Source organism: Aeribacillus pallidus (genome assembly GCF_050478865.1).
Classification (GTDB): domain Bacteria; phylum Bacillota; class Bacilli; order Bacillales; family JACDOC01; genus JACDOC01.
On record NZ_JBCNBW010000004.1, the window covers coordinates 22763 to 37857 of the forward strand.

Sequence of the window (15095 nt, forward strand, 5' to 3'; positions counted from 1 at the left end):
TATGGAACAAAAAGAATTTGGCTTATACGACATTGTCGAAATGAAAAAGCCTCACCCTTGTGGAACGAATCGCTGGAAAATCATTCGTATGGGAATGGATATCCGAATTAAATGTCAAGGTTGTGACCATAGTGTACTTCTTCCACGTAAAGAATTTGTTCGTAAAATGAAAAAAGTTCTCGAGAAGCATGAAGAATAGCTTCGTGCTTCTCTTTTTTATTCGTCTTGTCTTTTTATTTATTCCTTTCTATAATTGGAAGGGATTGATTTATAAGAAATCATCATCTCGTTTGAAGACTGAATGAGATTGATCATAGAAGTTCTATTGTGCCGATACGGGACGGAAGAACGGAAAAAAGAGGAGTGACAAAAATGGGCTTAACTGCCGGTATTGTTGGATTACCTAACGTAGGGAAATCTACGTTATTTAATGCAATTACAAAAGCAGGAGCAGAATCTGCGAACTATCCTTTCTGTACCATTGATCCTAACGTAGGTGTGGTGGAAGTTCCAGACCATCGACTAAACAAATTAACAGAACTTGTTCAACCGAAAAAAACGGTTCCGACAACGTTCGAATTTACAGATATAGCCGGAATTGTCAAAGGAGCAAGTAAAGGAGAAGGTCTTGGAAATAAATTCCTTTCTCACATCCGTCAAGTAGATGCGATTTGTCATGTTGTTCGTTGCTTTGCTGATAGTGACATTACCCATGTGGCTGGAAAAGTGGATCCGATTGCAGATATTGAAACGATTAACTTAGAGCTTATTTTAGCGGACTTAGAAACAGTTGATAAACGTATTGGCCGTGTTGAAAAAATGGCCAAGTCCAAAGATAAAAATGCTATGGCTGAATACGAAGTACTCGTAAAATTAAAAGAAACGTTTGAAGCAAATAAACCAGCACGTACGATTGAATTTACCGATGAACAAATGAAAATTGTCAAAGGGCTACACCTTTTAACCATTAAACCGGTGTTATATGTAGCCAACGTCGGTGAAGAAGATGTCGCAGATCCATCTGCCAATCCGTTTGTTCAACAAGTACGCGAATTTGCTCAACAAGACAATGCCGAAGTGATTGTTGTTTGCGCGAAAATTGAAGCGGAAATTGCAGAACTTGACGATGAAGAAAAGGCGATGTTCCTGCAAGAGCTGGGGATTGAAGAGTCAGGTCTAGACCAATTAATTCGTGCAGCCTATAATTTACTCGGTTTAGCTACTTATTTCACAGCAGGTGTACAAGAAGTTCGGGCGTGGACGTTCCGCAAAGGCATGAAAGCACCAGAATGTGCGGGAATTATTCATTCAGACTTTGAACGCGGATTTATCCGTGCTGAAACAGTTTCTTATGATGATTTAGTCAGTGCCGGTTCAATGGCAGCTGCACGGGAAGCTGGAAAAGTTCGTCTCGAAGGAAAAGATTACGAAGTGCAAGATGGAGACATTATCCACTTCCGCTTTAACGTTTAATGATCACTTTAAAGATTTGCTCGTATGGGCAAATCTTTTTATATTTTAGGCTATGTTATGTTCATTGTTGATTTTTAGCAAGTTATTCACACGGCGGCGACTCCAGCAGGAACAAGAAGCCAGGCAAGACTTACTTGAGCGTAGCGAGGGAAGCGGCTTGCGGCTTGCCCGCGGAAAGCGTCCGCCACAAGCGACATGTATAAGTATCAACAATATCGTTTAACAGAACCATATTTTATAAACAGAAAAAATACAATGTGTTGCCAACATTGACAGCCTATGCTATAATTACAACTTGTGAGTAATGTACACATTGCTCCTTGCCCTAATAATGGGCCGTATAGACCATAAGGAGGTGACAATAAGATGAGAAAGTACGAATTAATGTACATTATCCGCCCAAACGTCGATGAAGAAGGTAAAAAAGCAGTTGTTGAACGCTTTGACAACATCTTAACTTCTAACGGTGCGGAAATCATCGAGTCTAAAGAGTGGGGTAAACGTCGTCTAGCTTACGAAATCAAAGACTTCCGTGAAGGTATCTACCACATCGTAAAAGTGAAGTCTGAACCTGCAGCGGTTCAAGAGTTTGACCGTCTTGCGAAAATCAGCGACGACATTATCCGTCACATCGTTGTAAAAGAAGAAGAATAATCGTTGATGGAATAAAACAATCTATGTTTCATGTGAAACATAGATAGGTGAGGAGTTGATTCTGATGTTGAACCGCGTCATCCTTGTCGGTCGATTAACCCGTGATCCTGAATTACGTTATACTCCTAACGGGGTACCTGTAGCAACGTTCACCCTTGCAGTTAATCGTTCGTATACGAATCAACAAGGGGAACGGGAAGCGGATTTTATTAATTGCGTTGTTTGGCGCCGACCAGCAGAAAACGTGGCGAACTTCTTAAAAAAAGGAAGTTTAGCTGGCGTAGATGGCCGTATTCAAACACGCAGCTATGAAGCACAAGATGGTCGACGTGTTTACGTCACGGAAGTGTTAGCTGAAAGCGTTCAATTTTTAGAACCGAAAAGTGCTAATCGTGGCGGAGACAGCGGTTTCTATGGCGGTGACCAAAGAGGACAAGAATATCCTTACAGCCAGAATCAGAATCAACGCAATCCTAATGAAGGAATTTCACCAATGGAAGATGATCCTTTCGCAGATGGCGGTCAAACGATCGACATCTCCGACGACGATCTTCCATTCTAATGAATACGAAATAACGAACGGTTAATATAAAAATCCTTACAGAAGGAGGTCGAAAACGATGGCAGGACGTAGAGGCGGACGTAAACGTCGTAAAGTGTGCTACTTCACAGCAAACGGTATCACACACATCGACTACAAAGATGTAGATCTTCTTAAAAAGTTCATCTCTGAACGCGGAAAAATCCTTCCACGTCGTGTGACAGGAACTAGCGCGAAATATCAACGTATGTTAACTCGTGCAATCAAACGTGCTCGTCAAATGGCACTTCTTCCATACGTTGCAGAAGACAAATAAAAAGAAAACAGTGAGCTTAGCCTCACTGTTTTTTTTTATGTATAAAAATGGGTTCCTTAAAATTTAGTAAATTTTAAGATTTCATTATAAAAAAATGATGAAAAATGTCGAAATAATAATTAGGTACTGATATAGAACTAAAAACGCTATATGGGAACGTATCAACATTGGAAGAAAGTGCAGGTGGGAAAAACGTGTTTAAAATGAAGTCAATCAAGACGAAAATGATCCTGGTAACGACAGTAATTTTTGCTGTTTCCTTTCTTGTTCTGAATGTGCTTGTCACATGGCAACTTATGAAAAAGACCGAAGAAAATGTTGGTTCGCAAGCGATGGGGATTGTTCGCCAATTAAACGGTTCGGTCGTGTATTTCCTTGAGCAGTATGGAAAAAGCTTAGAACAATTAACGTTCTCGGATGATTTAAAAAATTTTGGTGACGTGATTCTTGCGGAAGGTATTGAAAGTGAAGCGTTTAAAGAACCTCATGAAGAAATTCACGAAGCGTTTAATAACTACATTAGTTTGTATGACGATACATCTTCCATTTACTTTGCATCAACCAACAAATATTTAAAAATTATTCCGTACGTATCCTTACCAGATGATTTTGATCCAACCAGTCGTGGATGGTATCAAGCAGCAATGGAAGATACAACAAAGGTGGTTTGGAGCCAGCCTTACATTGATGCTGCAACCAACAATTTTGTCATCACCGCTTCCAAAGCGGTAATAGCGAACGGAAAAGTCGTCGGTGTACTCGGTGTCGATATTAACCTATCAAAACTAACAAAGCGAATTTCCAACACGGATATCGGCTATAAGGGCTATCCGTTCATTTTCTCAAATGAAGGATTGGCCATTGTTCATCCAACGGAACAAGGTCAAGATATGAAGCAAAATGACTTTGTTAAGGAAATGTATGAGAATAACCAGCCTTCTGGAGAAATTCGCTATAAATATGACGGCCAGAAAAAGATTTTAGTATATGATACAGTTTCAACCACAGGATGGAAAGTCGGAGCAGCTTACAATGTAGATAATTTAATGACAGTTGCTTATCAAGTGCAAGCCATCATTTGGGTGATTGCTGGTCTAACCCTTGTAGGAGTAATAGTTATTATTTTCTACGCTTCCTCACGAATGGTAAAACCAATTGTTCAATTAAAAGAAGTCATGGGTAAAGTGGCCGAAGGGGACTTAACGGTTCATGCCAACATTCAATCGAAAGATGAAATCGGTGAACTGGCCGAGCAGCTCAATGAAACGATTGTTGGTGTTCGGAATATGATTTCTGTTGTTAACGAATCAGTTACTAACGTTCGTGAATCTGCAGAATCGTTAAGTGCAGTTTCTGAAGAAACAAGTGCATCCAGTCAAGAAATGGCTTCTGCCGTTAATGAAATCGCTCAAGGTGCATCTCGTTCAGCAGCCGATGCCGAAAATGCGAACCAGCAATCGATCCACTTAAGTGAACAAATTAACGAGATTCATAACAAAGCAGGTTTGATGTCTGAAATCGCTGAAAAAGCAGATGAAGTAAATGAACATGGAAAAACGCAAGTTCAGCAACTCAAAGATTCGTTTGAAGTAACGAACCAATTCTTACAATCAATGGAAACGGTTATTTTAGATCTTGGTGAAAAAGTCAAAACGATTGAAACAGTGATGGAAACAATTACAGACATCTCCTCTCAAACCAATTTATTAGCATTAAATGCTAGTATCGAGGCCGCAAGAGCGGGTGAACACGGTAAAGGCTTTGCGGTAGTCGCAGAGGAAGTGCGTAAACTTGCCGAACAATCGGTAAAAGCGACAGATCAAGTAAAAGCAACCATCGTAGATATTCAAAATGGTTCGAAACGTGCTGTTGAAGAAATGCTAAAAACAAAAGAAACGTTCTCACAACAGTCTGAAGTTGTCGTACAAACGAACAACACGTTTACTCAAATTTCCGATTTAATGAACGAAATGAAAGATTCGATTATGGCCGTTTACAATGAAATTCAAAACGTGACAATGAGTAAAGATGAAGTGGTGAACGTTATTCAAGGGATGGCAGCGGTGGCTGAAGAAACGGCAGCTGCTTGCGAACAAGTGAGCGCTTCAACAGAAGAACAATTACGTGCCATCCTATCGGTCACTGAATCTGCTGAGCGCTTAACTCATTTAAGCCAAGAACTGCAAGTTGCGGTAAACCGTTTTAAAACAGAAATGCACTTAAATGAAACGGAAGAAGCATAAGCTACTTTCGTAACAACTTAATCTTAATAAAATTGCTAGAGCTGTCTTCTAAAAAGGAGACAGCTCTATTTTTATCAGTTGACGGAGTCCAACGACTTCCAAATCAGTTGCCGAAAAGTTGAACGAAGGAAAAATTATCGATAAAATGGAATAAGGAATTTATACATAATCTTGCAGAGTCTCCTGATTTCTCATCAGGAATATGTGTAATAAGAGGTGCATAAACGTTGCGACAAACAAGAGCTATTACGGAAGGAGCAGTGATGCTCGCTGTTTTTACCATATTACTTTTAATTACACTCTATTTTCCGATTTTATCATTGATTTCTACGTTCTTTTTGCCACTTCCGTTTTTCCTATATAACGTACGCCATTCGGAAAAAAATTCATTGCCATTTTTTCTAGCGGCTCTCGTTCTTTCGTTTATTGTGGGGAACGTCGTTAGCATTTCTCTTGCGTTCACTTACGGGGCTGTTGGATGGACAATGGGCTGGCTCGTGAAAAAAAAGGAAAGTTGGAATACGACTTTACTTGTGTCTAGTCTTGTTTTTGCATTAAGTACCGTAATTCAATATGCAATTGCTGTTACAGTCTTCCAATTTGACTTCATCAAAGAAACGATGACCCTTGTTCGTTCGTCATATGAACAATCTATTCAGTTATTAAAAAGGTTAGGACAACAGCCACCAGCTGACATGATGAATCAAATCAATGACATGTTAGAGCTTATTCAAACGTTAATACCAAGCTTTATCGTGATGGCATCAATTATGGCAGTGTTTTTCATTCAACTCATCTTATTTCCAATCGTACGACGTTTTCAAGTGGAAGTACCAAAGCGTACTCCGTTTCGGAATATTCAAATGCCCAAAAATATTTTGTGGTACTATTTAGTGACATTAGTGCTAACATTAGTCTTAAACCCTGAAAAAGGAACGACCATGTTTTGGGTATTATTTAATTTAGCGACCATTTTTGGGTTACTTTTATTTATTCAAGGCTGCTCGTTCCTACTTTATTATCGATATCAAAAGAAATTACCGACGGTGTTTTCTTTCATTTTTGTGTTATTCGCATTACTTTTTCTTCCACTAGTTCGCTTATTAGGTATAATTGATTTAGGTTTTGACTTGAGAAAACGAATTCAAACAAAAGCATAGATTGAATAAAGTTTTTAGGAGCTGAAATCATGCCTGCGAAGGAAAATAACCGAGTGATACGATATCCCATTTACGGATTAATGATCGTTTCACTCCTTTTTGTCATCATCGTCGCTTTCCAATTCTGGTGGGCGAGTGTAATTGGATTACTTGTGTTTGGGGCTTTATTTTATCTCGTCTTTTATTTCGAGCAAAAATCCCATTTAGAAACCGAGCAATATATTTCTACGTTATCATACCGGGTGAAGCGTGTGGGTGAAGAGGCATTAATGGAAATGCCCATTGGAATTATGCTAATTAATGATGATTATTACATTGAATGGACGAATCCGTTTATGGCCTCTTGTTTTAATGAAGAAACGGTGATTGGACGCTCTTTATATGATGTTGCCGATATGCTCATCCCGCTTATTAAACAAGAAGTTGATACGGAAGTTATTACACTAAATGAGCGTAAATTTAAAGTCATTTTAAAACTTGAAGAAAAGCTCCTTTATTTCTTTGACGTAACCGAACAAGAGGAAATCGAAAAGCTGTATAAGGATAATCGAACGGCTATTGGCATTATTTATTTAGATAATTATGATGAACTAACGCAAGGCATGGACGATCAAACAAGAAGTAGTCTAAACAGCTTAGTCACTTCTCTATTAAATAAATGGGCTCATGATAACGGCATCTTTATTAAACGCATCTCTTCGGAACGCTTTATTGCCGTCCTTAACGAAAAAATATTGCACATACTGGAAAAAGAGAAATTTTCAATCTTAGACGACATCCGGGAAACGACATCCAAGCAAAACGTCCCACTCACCCTTAGTATCGGAATTGGTGCTGGTGTCCCTTCATTGCCAGAACTAGGTTCCCTAGCTCAATCGAGTTTAGATTTAGCTTTAGGGCGTGGTGGAGACCAAGTGGCTATTAAGCAACCAAATGGTAAGGTGAAATTTTACGGTGGGAAAACCAATCCAATGGAAAAAAGGACAAGGGTCCGTGCTCGAGTCATCTCCCATGCCTTAAGAGAATTAATTTTAGAAGCTGATAAAGTCATGGTCATGGGACACAAATTCCCGGATATGGACGCGATTGGTTCTGCAATGGGTGTTCGAAAAATAGCAGAAATGAACCAACGGGAAGGTTATATCGTTTTAAATTTTACGGAAATCGATATGAGTGTGCGCCGATTAATGGAGGAAGTGAAACAACATCCAGAGCTTTATTCTCGCTTTATCACACCAGAAGAAGCATTGGAAATGGCTACAGAGGATACGCTCCTCATTGTTGTGGATACCCATAAACCATCATTAGTCATAGAAGAACGTTTAGTAAACAAGACGGAAAACGTAGTCGTGATTGACCATCATCGTCGAGGAGAAGAGTTTATTTTGAATCCATTGCTCGTCTATATGGAGCCATATGCTTCGTCTACGGCCGAACTCGTAACCGAACTATTGGAATACCAACCGAAAAATGAAAAAATATCCATGCTCGAAGCTACTTCCTTGCTTGCGGGAATTATCGTTGATACGAAAAGCTTTACACTACGTACCGGCTCGAGAACATTTGATGCTGCTTCTTACTTACGAGCGCAAGGGGCCGACACCGTGCTTGTTCAAAAGTTTTTAAAAGAAGATATTGAGACGTATGTTACCCGTGCGAAATTAATTGAAGCCGCCCAATTTTATCAGCCGGGAATTGTCATATCAGTGGCACCGGATGATGAAATTTATAATCCGGTTATTATTGCCCAAGCCGCCGATACCCTCCTCACGATGAACGGTGTCACCGCTTCATTTGTTATTTCTAAGCGTTCGGAAGACGTTGTTGGGATTAGTGCCCGTTCATTAGGGGATGTGAACGTTCAAGTGATTATGGAAGCGCTCGATGGGGGCGGACATTTGACAAATGCCGCTACCCAGTTGCAAGATGTAACTATTGAAGAAGCTTTAGCTCGCTTACAAGAGGCCATTGATCATTATTTTGAAGGGGGTAACGAAGAATGAAAGTCATTTTCTTAAAAGATGTCAAAGGGAAAGGAAAAAAAGGTGAAGTAAAAAACGTTGCGGACGGATACGCTCAAAACTTTTTAATAAAAAATGGTTATGCAATCGAAGCGACTCCATCTAACTTAAAGACATTAGAAGCGCAAAAAAGAAAAGAACAAAAGATGGCCCAACAAGAATTAGAAGAAGCGAAAAAATTAAAAGAAACACTCGAAAACATCACGGTAGAAATTTCGGCAAAAGCAGGTGATGGCGGTCGTTTATTTGGTTCTGTTACAAGTAAACAAATCGCAGAGGAATTAAAAGCCTCTCATAATATTAAAATTGATAAGCGTAAAATTGAATTAAATGATGCTATTCGTGCCCTTGGCTTTACAAAAGTACCGGTCAAGTTACATTCAGAAGTAACGGCTACGTTGACCGTACATGTAAAAGAACAAAACTAAAATTGCCAATCCTCTTTCTCTTAGAACATGATAAAATAATATATAAAAAGAAATGTGATCTGGTTTTTTACCGATCACATTTTTTATAGTCCTTCTAATGGAGGTTCGAACAGATGAGTGATTTATTCGCCGATCGTCTACCTCCGCATAACATTGAAGCGGAGCAGGCTGTACTCGGTGCTATTTTTTTGGAGCCATCGTCTTTAACCCTTGCATCCGAAATTTTAATACCTGAAGATTTTTACCGTAACGCCCATCAAAAAATTTTCTCGGTTATGTTAAAACTAGCCGATGAAGGAAAGGCCATTGACTTAGTCACCGTTACCGAAGAATTGTCTGCATCCAAACAAATTGAAGACGTCGGTGGTGTTTCGTATTTAAGTGAATTAGCGGCATCGGTACCGACAGCTGCGAATATTGAATATTACGCCAAAATCGTTGAAGAAAAATCGTTGTTACGTCGTTTAATTCGAACAGCCACCAATATTGCCCAGGAAGGTTACACACGGGAAGACGAAGTCGAAGAACTGCTTAGCGAAGCAGAAAAAAGCATTATGGAAGTGGCTCAACGAAAAAATTCTGGCTCCTTCCATAATATTAAAGACGTTCTCGTTCGAACATACGATAATATTGAAATGCTGCATAACCGCAAAGGTGATGTAACGGGGATTCCAACCGGCTTTACCGAGCTTGATCGAATGACAGCTGGTTTTCAGCGGAGCGATTTAATTATTGTTGCTGCACGTCCATCGGTTGGTAAAACGGCTTTTGCCTTAAACATTGCTCAAAACGTAGCAACGAAAACGGGGGAAAATGTAGCGATTTTTAGTTTAGAGATGGGTGCGGAACAACTGGTCATGCGTATGCTTTGTGCAGAAGGAAATATAAACGCACAAAATTTACGTACAGGATCGCTAACTGATGAAGATTGGCGGAAGTTAACGATGGCGATGGGAAGTTTATCGAATGCAGGGATTTTTATAGATGATACGCCAGGGATACGAATTAGCGAAATTCGCTCGAAATGTCGCCGGTTAAAACAAGAACATGGACTAGGCATGGTGTTAATCGATTACTTGCAGCTCATCCAAGGAAGTGGACGCGTAAAAGAAAACCGTCAACAAGAAGTATCCGAAATTTCGCGTTCCTTAAAAGCACTTGCGCGTGAACTGGAAGTGCCGGTCATTGCTTTGTCCCAGCTTTCCCGTGGAGTAGAACAGCGACAAGACAAGCGGCCGATGATGTCTGATATTCGTGAGTCAGGAAGTATTGAGCAGGATGCGGATATTGTCGCCTTTTTATACCGCGATGACTATTATGATAAAGAGACGGAGAATAAAAATATTATTGAAATCATTATTGCGAAACAGCGGAACGGTCCTGTAGGAACAGTTCAATTGGCGTTCGTAAAAGAGTACAATAAATTCGTTAATTTAGAACGTCGATTTGACGAAGCGGATATCCCGCCTGGTGCTTAATCATATTTTTTACACAAAAAACCAATCCTATGTATCGTATAGGGTTGGTTTTTTGTTTTATAAGGATTTAGGCCTTTTCTTCATGTATTACCTTTATTCAAGGAGATATTCAAGAAAAAGTGACATTTTTTACGAACATAATCTAAGTTATTTCAATATATTGTTCGTGTTTTTATTGACGTTCCCTTTCGAACACTGGTAAAATGAATATGTTTGAATGTTGTTTGTGAGAGCCAAACCTTGGAGGTGTACATAAATGTCATCAGTAGTAGTTGTAGGAACTCAATGGGGCGACGAAGGAAAAGGAAAAATTACTGATTTCTTATCCGAAAACGCCGAAGTAATTGCTCGTTATCAAGGTGGAAATAACGCAGGCCATACGATTCGGTTTAACGGAGAAACATATAAATTACATTTAATTCCTTCCGGGATTTTTTATTCGGATAAAATTTGTGTAATAGGAAATGGGATGGTCGTTGACCCGAAAGCACTAGTGAAAGAATTACAATATTTACATGAAAAAGGTATTTCAACAGACAACTTACGCATTAGCAATCGGGCGCATGTTATTTTACCGTACCATATAAAACTGGACGAAGTCGAAGAAGAACGGAAAGGTGCAAATAAAATCGGGACAACAAAAAAAGGGATTGGTCCGGCTTATATGGATAAAGCGGCTCGTGTAGGAATTCGTATCGCTGACCTTCTTGACCGTGAAGTGTTTGAAGAGAAATTAGCGCGTAACTTAAAAGAAAAAAACCGTTTATTAGAACGGTTCTATGAAACAGAAGGCTTTACGCTTGAAGAAATTTTAGACGAATATTATGAGTACGGACAGCAATTTAAGCAATACGTATGTGATACGTCCGTTGTTTTAAACGACGCCCTCGATGAAGGACGTAGAGTTCTTTTTGAAGGGGCTCAAGGGGTTATGCTAGACATCGATCAAGGAACGTATCCATTTGTTACATCGTCCAATCCGGTAGCTGGTGGCGTCACGATTGGTTCAGGTGTTGGTCCAACGAAAATTCAACATGTTGTAGGCGTGTCGAAAGCGTATACGACTCGTGTTGGCGATGGACCGTTCCCGACGGAATTAAATAATGAAATTGGCGACCGTATTCGAGAAGTCGGTCGCGAGTATGGAACAACGACAGGTCGACCTCGTCGTGTCGGTTGGTTTGACAGTGTCGTCGTTCGTCATGCCCGTCGCGTTAGTGGTATTACCGACTTATCGCTTAACTCTTTAGACGTTTTAACAGGCATCGAGACGCTAAAAATTTGTGTGGCGTATCGTTATAATGGGCAAATCATCGAAGAGTTTCCAGCAAGCTTAAAAGTATTATCCGAATGTGAACCGGTTTACGAAGAGTTACCAGGATGGACAGAAGACATTACAGGCTGTAAAACGTTAGACGAACTACCGGCGAATGCCCGCCATTATGTTGAACGTGTTTCCCAATTAACAGGCATACCGTTATCGATTTTCTCTGTAGGTCCTGACCGTTCACAAACAAATGTTGTTCGTAGTGTTTGGGCTCAACGATAAAAAAGCACCGACTACCTTTCGTTGAATGAGGGTAGTCGGTGTTTCTTTTATTTAGAAGAAATGGTGTTAAACACCTCATCTTTACAAACGATATACAGCAAATCGTTTTCGGTTAATGGGTGTTTAGGGGTTTGGGCAAAATCCATTTTGTCATTGACGGAAACGAGAACTGCTCCGTGCTCGAATAACGATTGGTACGCCTCTTCATATGTCTTCCATTCATTTTTTGGGTGTAACTCGTGAATATTGCTGCCATAGGTTTTACTTAACAACTGTCGAAATAAACCAGTTGTTCCCGGATGAAGGGTTGCCTTCGCCATTAATAAGGAAATGGAGTCGTTCGATAAGATAAAGTCATCAATTTGAATATGTTTAAATTTCGGTATATGCTTTTCCTCACAAACTTCTACGACGGTATGTATATTTTGCCCATGTTTTTCCGAAAGAGCTTCGACTGCGGAAGCAATTAACAACGATTTTCCGTCCGCTAACAACGGATTATTTATCCGCGTATCTGCAAAAATGGCCACTCGCTTCGCTTTTAAAATATTCGCTTTTAACAACACTTCTTCATCGGACGGATCTCCTTGAATAAAATGGACTTTGTGATGTTCGATGGGGGTTTTAGGTAAGTCGTCGATTAGAACGATTTCTACGTCTGGATCATAGGTTAATACTTCCATAATGGTTTTTTTCGTCCGATTTGACCAGCCGATGTAGATGTAGTGGTTCTCCTTTTTATACATAAGTTTTCCCTCCGTTTTCAATTTTGAGTAAGATGTAAAAGCATCGACGATTTTTCCAATTAAAACCCCAATTAAACCAATACCAAAGACAAATAAAAAAATACCAAGAAGTCTACCAGAGACCGTCGTAGGTGAATAATCGCCATAACCGACGGTAGTTAATGTCGTCATGGTCCACCAAAATCCTTCAAAATATGTTGGAAAGTTCTCCGGTTCTAATACATGAATGAATACCGTACCAATCAGAATGATCAAAAGTGAAAGCAAAAAGATGGATAAAAATTCAAGTTTCATGAGTTTGTTCCAAAGTCGTAAAAAGATCGTCATCTAATTCCCCCCTTTTCTTCATATTATCATGAATTTTTTTAAAGTTATCATTTGGAAACGAAACTCAGGGTACACTTAACTCGTAGAAAGATAGAAAAGAGGAAGAGGAGTTTAGGAATGGCGAACGTAGTTTTAGAGTACCGACGCTTAAAGTGGAACGATGAATATGAGCCATTATATCACTACCCTAACATTGAATTAGAACAAATTTTAGCGAGACGTGAATGTGAGTTTTTTGTGAAAAATGGGGTTACGTACAAACAAGTGTCATCCGCCAAAGAAGGAAACTTATTTGTCATTTATGTACAAATTTATGAGGAATCGGCCCCTGATACGGAAGATTCAGATGCAAGAGAAGGCATTAAATTAGAGATACGGGAGTTAAATGAACGGCAAAACCATCCGCTTATTCAGACGTATCATTTTCATCACCATTTAGACGTGTTAAGCGTGATCGGTTCAGTGTACATTTATGAACAAGGGAAAGAATGGGAACGAGATTCAGCCGAAATCGATGAAGACCGAATGGTGTATATATTATATGTGACCCCGACTGGATACGAGTTAGAGGAGGAATGGTCATGAACAAAACGAAAACGATGTTAGCCGGGGTGATGGCAACGTTAGTGTTAGCTGGGTGTAATGATGAGCAAGCCCTGCCACCGGAATTACAGCAGATTGATTGTGACGATTGGGAGTGGGATGACGAATCAGGAACGTTTTACTGTGATGACGACGATTCATATTATCGGGGGCACTATTATCATGGAGGCAAATTTTATAAGAGTAAATCGTCTCTTAAACAATCTTCAACGTATCAGTCTTATTACAAAGGCTATAAAGCGGGAATTGGAAGCGGGACTAAAGGTGGGTTTGGCGGATAATGGTTCTCACCCCTTTTCAGCAAAAACGTCGTACCTTTTATAAACAAATTCCCTATTTTTGGCCGAATTTATACAACGAAGAATATGCTTTATACGATGTGAAAGTGGAGACGCAAGAGCAAATTGAAAGGATTCGGGATGCTGCTCAGAAGGTATGGTCAATTTTTGCGAAAACAGCTCCTGTTTTAAGACGATTAGAAGACGAGACACTTCTTCAATTAGGGTTTCCAAAAGCAACCGTTCCCTTTTTAAAATTGCACTCTATTCCGATGAATTGTGTTATTGGTCGTTTTGACTTTGTCGTTAACGGTCCTGACATCAAATTACTCGAGTTTAACGCCGATACGCCGACGTTTATTAAGGAAACGTTTTTCGTTAACGGAAAAGTATGTAAGGAATTTGGTGTCCAAAACCCGAATGAAGGCTGTGAGCAACTGCTGGCTCACACCGTTCGAAAAGCGATTCGAATGGCATGGAAACGATTAAAATTGAACCACCCTCCGAAGATTGTGTTTACGTCCCACGATGACCATGAAGAAGATTATTTAACGACTCGATATTTAATGGAAATAGCGAAAGTGGAAGCGAAATATGTGAGCTTATCTGATCTACGGCTGTTACCTCAACCGATCATGGATGGAGAAACGATCGTCCAAGAAGCAGGAGTTTTTACACCGAATGGGGAAAAAATTGATATATTGTATCGCCAAACGTACCCGATTGAGCATCTAATCGATGACCGCGACCCATATACGGGAGAACCTGTCGGACAAATGCTTCTCGAATTCGTCCAAAATAACAAACTGATGATTTTAAATCCTGTTTCTTCGTTTTTACTACAATCAAAGGCAGTGATGGCCTTAATTTGGGGGCTGTACGAAGAGCGACATCCCATTTTTACGGAAAATGAACGAAAAGTCATAGAAACGTATTTTCTACCCACATATTTAGACAAAGACGTATTTGTCGAAGAAGAAATTCCTTTTGTCAAAAAACCAGCTTTTGGACGAGAAGGCGACACAGTGGTTATTTATCTACCGGGCGGAGAGAAATGGATAGAAGATAAGCAAAAAACGTATACCGATTCTCTTCCCGTATTTCAGCAGTACATCCCTTTACCGACCCATACGATTCAAACTGAAAAAGGAGAACAAACGGCTCATATTATGTACGGGTGTTTTATCCTCAACGGACAACCAAGCGCAATTGGCATTCGTGCGGGTGGCCCCATCACCGATAATGCATCGTACTTTTTACCAATAGGTTTTAAATAAA

The 15095-nt window shown here is 39.8% G+C and carries 15 protein-coding genes; 14 read left to right on the forward strand and 1 reads right to left on the reverse strand.

Annotated features, from left to right (window positions below; genetic code table 11):
* The first annotated feature begins 1 nt into the window (after nt 1).
* From ABES52_RS00685 to ABES52_RS00735, 11 genes are all read left to right on the forward strand, one after another.
* Nucleotides 2-199 carry a DUF951 domain-containing protein gene (locus ABES52_RS00685; protein ID WP_429647939.1) on the forward strand — a complete coding sequence of 66 codons (198 nt, stop codon included), beginning with the start codon at nt 2-4 and terminating at the stop codon, nt 197-199.
* A gap of 173 nt (nt 200-372) precedes the next feature.
* Complete coding sequence (gene ychF / locus ABES52_RS00690) at nt 373-1473, forward strand: redox-regulated ATPase YchF (RefSeq protein WP_429647941.1); 1101 nt, start codon at nt 373-375, stop codon at nt 1471-1473.
* 366 nt (nt 1474-1839) lie between these two features.
* Nucleotides 1840-2127, forward strand: coding sequence for a 30S ribosomal protein S6 (gene rpsF, locus ABES52_RS00695; RefSeq protein ID WP_429647943.1), 288 nt, complete (start codon nt 1840-1842; stop codon nt 2125-2127).
* A 64-nt stretch (nt 2128-2191) separates the two neighbouring features.
* A complete protein-coding gene (gene ssb, locus ABES52_RS00700) occupies nt 2192-2689 on the forward strand; it encodes a single-stranded DNA-binding protein (protein ID WP_429647945.1) in 498 nt (165 codons plus the stop codon).
* A gap of 58 nt (nt 2690-2747) precedes the next feature.
* Nucleotides 2748-2984, forward strand: coding sequence for a 30S ribosomal protein S18 (gene rpsR / locus ABES52_RS00705; protein ID WP_429647947.1), 237 nt, complete (start codon nt 2748-2750; stop codon nt 2982-2984).
* 203 nt (nt 2985-3187) lie between these two features.
* Nucleotides 3188-5227 (forward strand): methyl-accepting chemotaxis protein, encoded by a 2040-nt coding sequence (locus ABES52_RS00710; protein WP_429648160.1) that lies wholly within the window; start codon nt 3188-3190, stop codon nt 5225-5227.
* A gap of 227 nt (nt 5228-5454) precedes the next feature.
* Nucleotides 5455-6387, forward strand: coding sequence for a YybS family protein (locus tag ABES52_RS00715; RefSeq protein ID WP_429647949.1), 933 nt, complete (start codon nt 5455-5457; stop codon nt 6385-6387).
* A gap of 29 nt (nt 6388-6416) precedes the next feature.
* The gene (locus ABES52_RS00720; RefSeq protein ID WP_429647951.1) at nt 6417-8390 is read left to right on the forward strand and encodes a DHH family phosphoesterase; all 1974 of its coding nucleotides are present in this window, start codon (nt 6417-6419) and stop codon (nt 8388-8390) included.
* A complete protein-coding gene (gene rplI / locus ABES52_RS00725) occupies nt 8387-8836 on the forward strand; it encodes a 50S ribosomal protein L9 (RefSeq protein WP_429647952.1) in 450 nt (149 codons plus the stop codon). Before ABES52_RS00720 ends, rplI begins: the two co-directional genes overlap by 4 nt.
* 113 nt (nt 8837-8949) lie before the next feature.
* Complete coding sequence (gene dnaB / locus ABES52_RS00730; RefSeq protein ID WP_429647954.1) at nt 8950-10314, forward strand: replicative DNA helicase; 1365 nt, start codon at nt 8950-8952, stop codon at nt 10312-10314.
* A gap of 256 nt (nt 10315-10570) precedes the next feature.
* Entirely contained in the window at nt 10571-11863 is a 1293-nt protein-coding gene (locus tag ABES52_RS00735) for an adenylosuccinate synthase (RefSeq protein WP_429647955.1), read from the forward strand.
* Nucleotides 11864-11910: 47 nt separating this feature from the next.
* Here ABES52_RS00735 and ABES52_RS00740 read toward each other — a convergent pair whose 3' ends face one another.
* Nucleotides 11911-12936: a potassium channel family protein gene (locus tag ABES52_RS00740; RefSeq protein ID WP_429647956.1), complete on the reverse strand. Its 1026-nt coding sequence runs from the start codon at nt 12934-12936 to the stop codon at nt 11911-11913.
* Between the two features lie 117 nt (nt 12937-13053).
* Between ABES52_RS00740 and ABES52_RS00745 the strand changes: the two genes are divergently transcribed.
* From ABES52_RS00745 to ABES52_RS00755, 3 genes are read left to right on the forward strand one after another with little or no spacing between them, the layout of a single operon-like run.
* Nucleotides 13054-13521 carry a hypothetical protein gene (locus ABES52_RS00745; protein ID WP_429647958.1) on the forward strand — a complete coding sequence of 156 codons (468 nt, stop codon included), beginning with the start codon at nt 13054-13056 and terminating at the stop codon, nt 13519-13521.
* Nucleotides 13518-13820: a hypothetical protein gene (locus ABES52_RS00750; RefSeq protein ID WP_429647959.1), complete on the forward strand. Its 303-nt coding sequence runs from the start codon at nt 13518-13520 to the stop codon at nt 13818-13820. The genes ABES52_RS00745 and ABES52_RS00750 overlap by 4 nt, the downstream gene beginning before the upstream one ends.
* Entirely contained in the window at nt 13820-15094 is a 1275-nt protein-coding gene (locus ABES52_RS00755; protein WP_429647961.1) for a glutathionylspermidine synthase family protein, read from the forward strand. Before ABES52_RS00750 ends, ABES52_RS00755 begins: the two co-directional genes overlap by 1 nt.
* The last annotated feature ends 1 nt before the right edge of the window (nt 15095 follow it).

Excerpts from the sequence above, each read along its gene's own strand:
- ABES52_RS00710 (WP_429648160.1), top strand. The coding sequence starts at position 3,188 with ATGAAGTCAATCAAGACGAAAATGATCCTGGTAACGACAGTAATTTTT.
- ABES52_RS00750 (WP_429647959.1), top strand. The coding sequence starts at position 13,518 with ATGAACAAAACGAAAACGATGTTAGCCGGGGTGATGGCAACGTTAGTG.
- ychF (WP_429647941.1), top strand. The coding sequence starts at position 373 with ATGGGCTTAACTGCCGGTATTGTTGGATTACCTAACGTAGGGAAATCT.
- ABES52_RS00745 (WP_429647958.1), top strand. The coding sequence starts at position 13,054 with ATGGCGAACGTAGTTTTAGAGTACCGACGCTTAAAGTGGAACGATGAA.
- rpsF (WP_429647943.1), top strand. The coding sequence starts at position 1,840 with ATGAGAAAGTACGAATTAATGTACATTATCCGCCCAAACGTCGATGAA.
- rplI (WP_429647952.1), top strand. The coding sequence starts at position 8,387 with ATGAAAGTCATTTTCTTAAAAGATGTCAAAGGGAAAGGAAAAAAAGGT.
- ABES52_RS00740 (WP_429647956.1), bottom strand. The coding sequence starts at position 12,936 with ATGACGATCTTTTTACGACTTTGGAACAAACTCATGAAACTTGAATTT.
- ABES52_RS00685 (WP_429647939.1), top strand. The coding sequence starts at position 2 with ATGGAACAAAAAGAATTTGGCTTATACGACATTGTCGAAATGAAAAAG.
- ABES52_RS00735 (WP_429647955.1), top strand. The coding sequence starts at position 10,571 with ATGTCATCAGTAGTAGTTGTAGGAACTCAATGGGGCGACGAAGGAAAA.
- ABES52_RS00720 (WP_429647951.1), top strand. The coding sequence starts at position 6,417 with ATGCCTGCGAAGGAAAATAACCGAGTGATACGATATCCCATTTACGGA.
- rpsR (WP_429647947.1), top strand. The coding sequence starts at position 2,748 with ATGGCAGGACGTAGAGGCGGACGTAAACGTCGTAAAGTGTGCTACTTC.
- ssb (WP_429647945.1), top strand. The coding sequence starts at position 2,192 with ATGTTGAACCGCGTCATCCTTGTCGGTCGATTAACCCGTGATCCTGAA.
- dnaB (WP_429647954.1), top strand. The coding sequence starts at position 8,950 with ATGAGTGATTTATTCGCCGATCGTCTACCTCCGCATAACATTGAAGCG.
- ABES52_RS00755 (WP_429647961.1), top strand. The coding sequence starts at position 13,820 with ATGGTTCTCACCCCTTTTCAGCAAAAACGTCGTACCTTTTATAAACAA.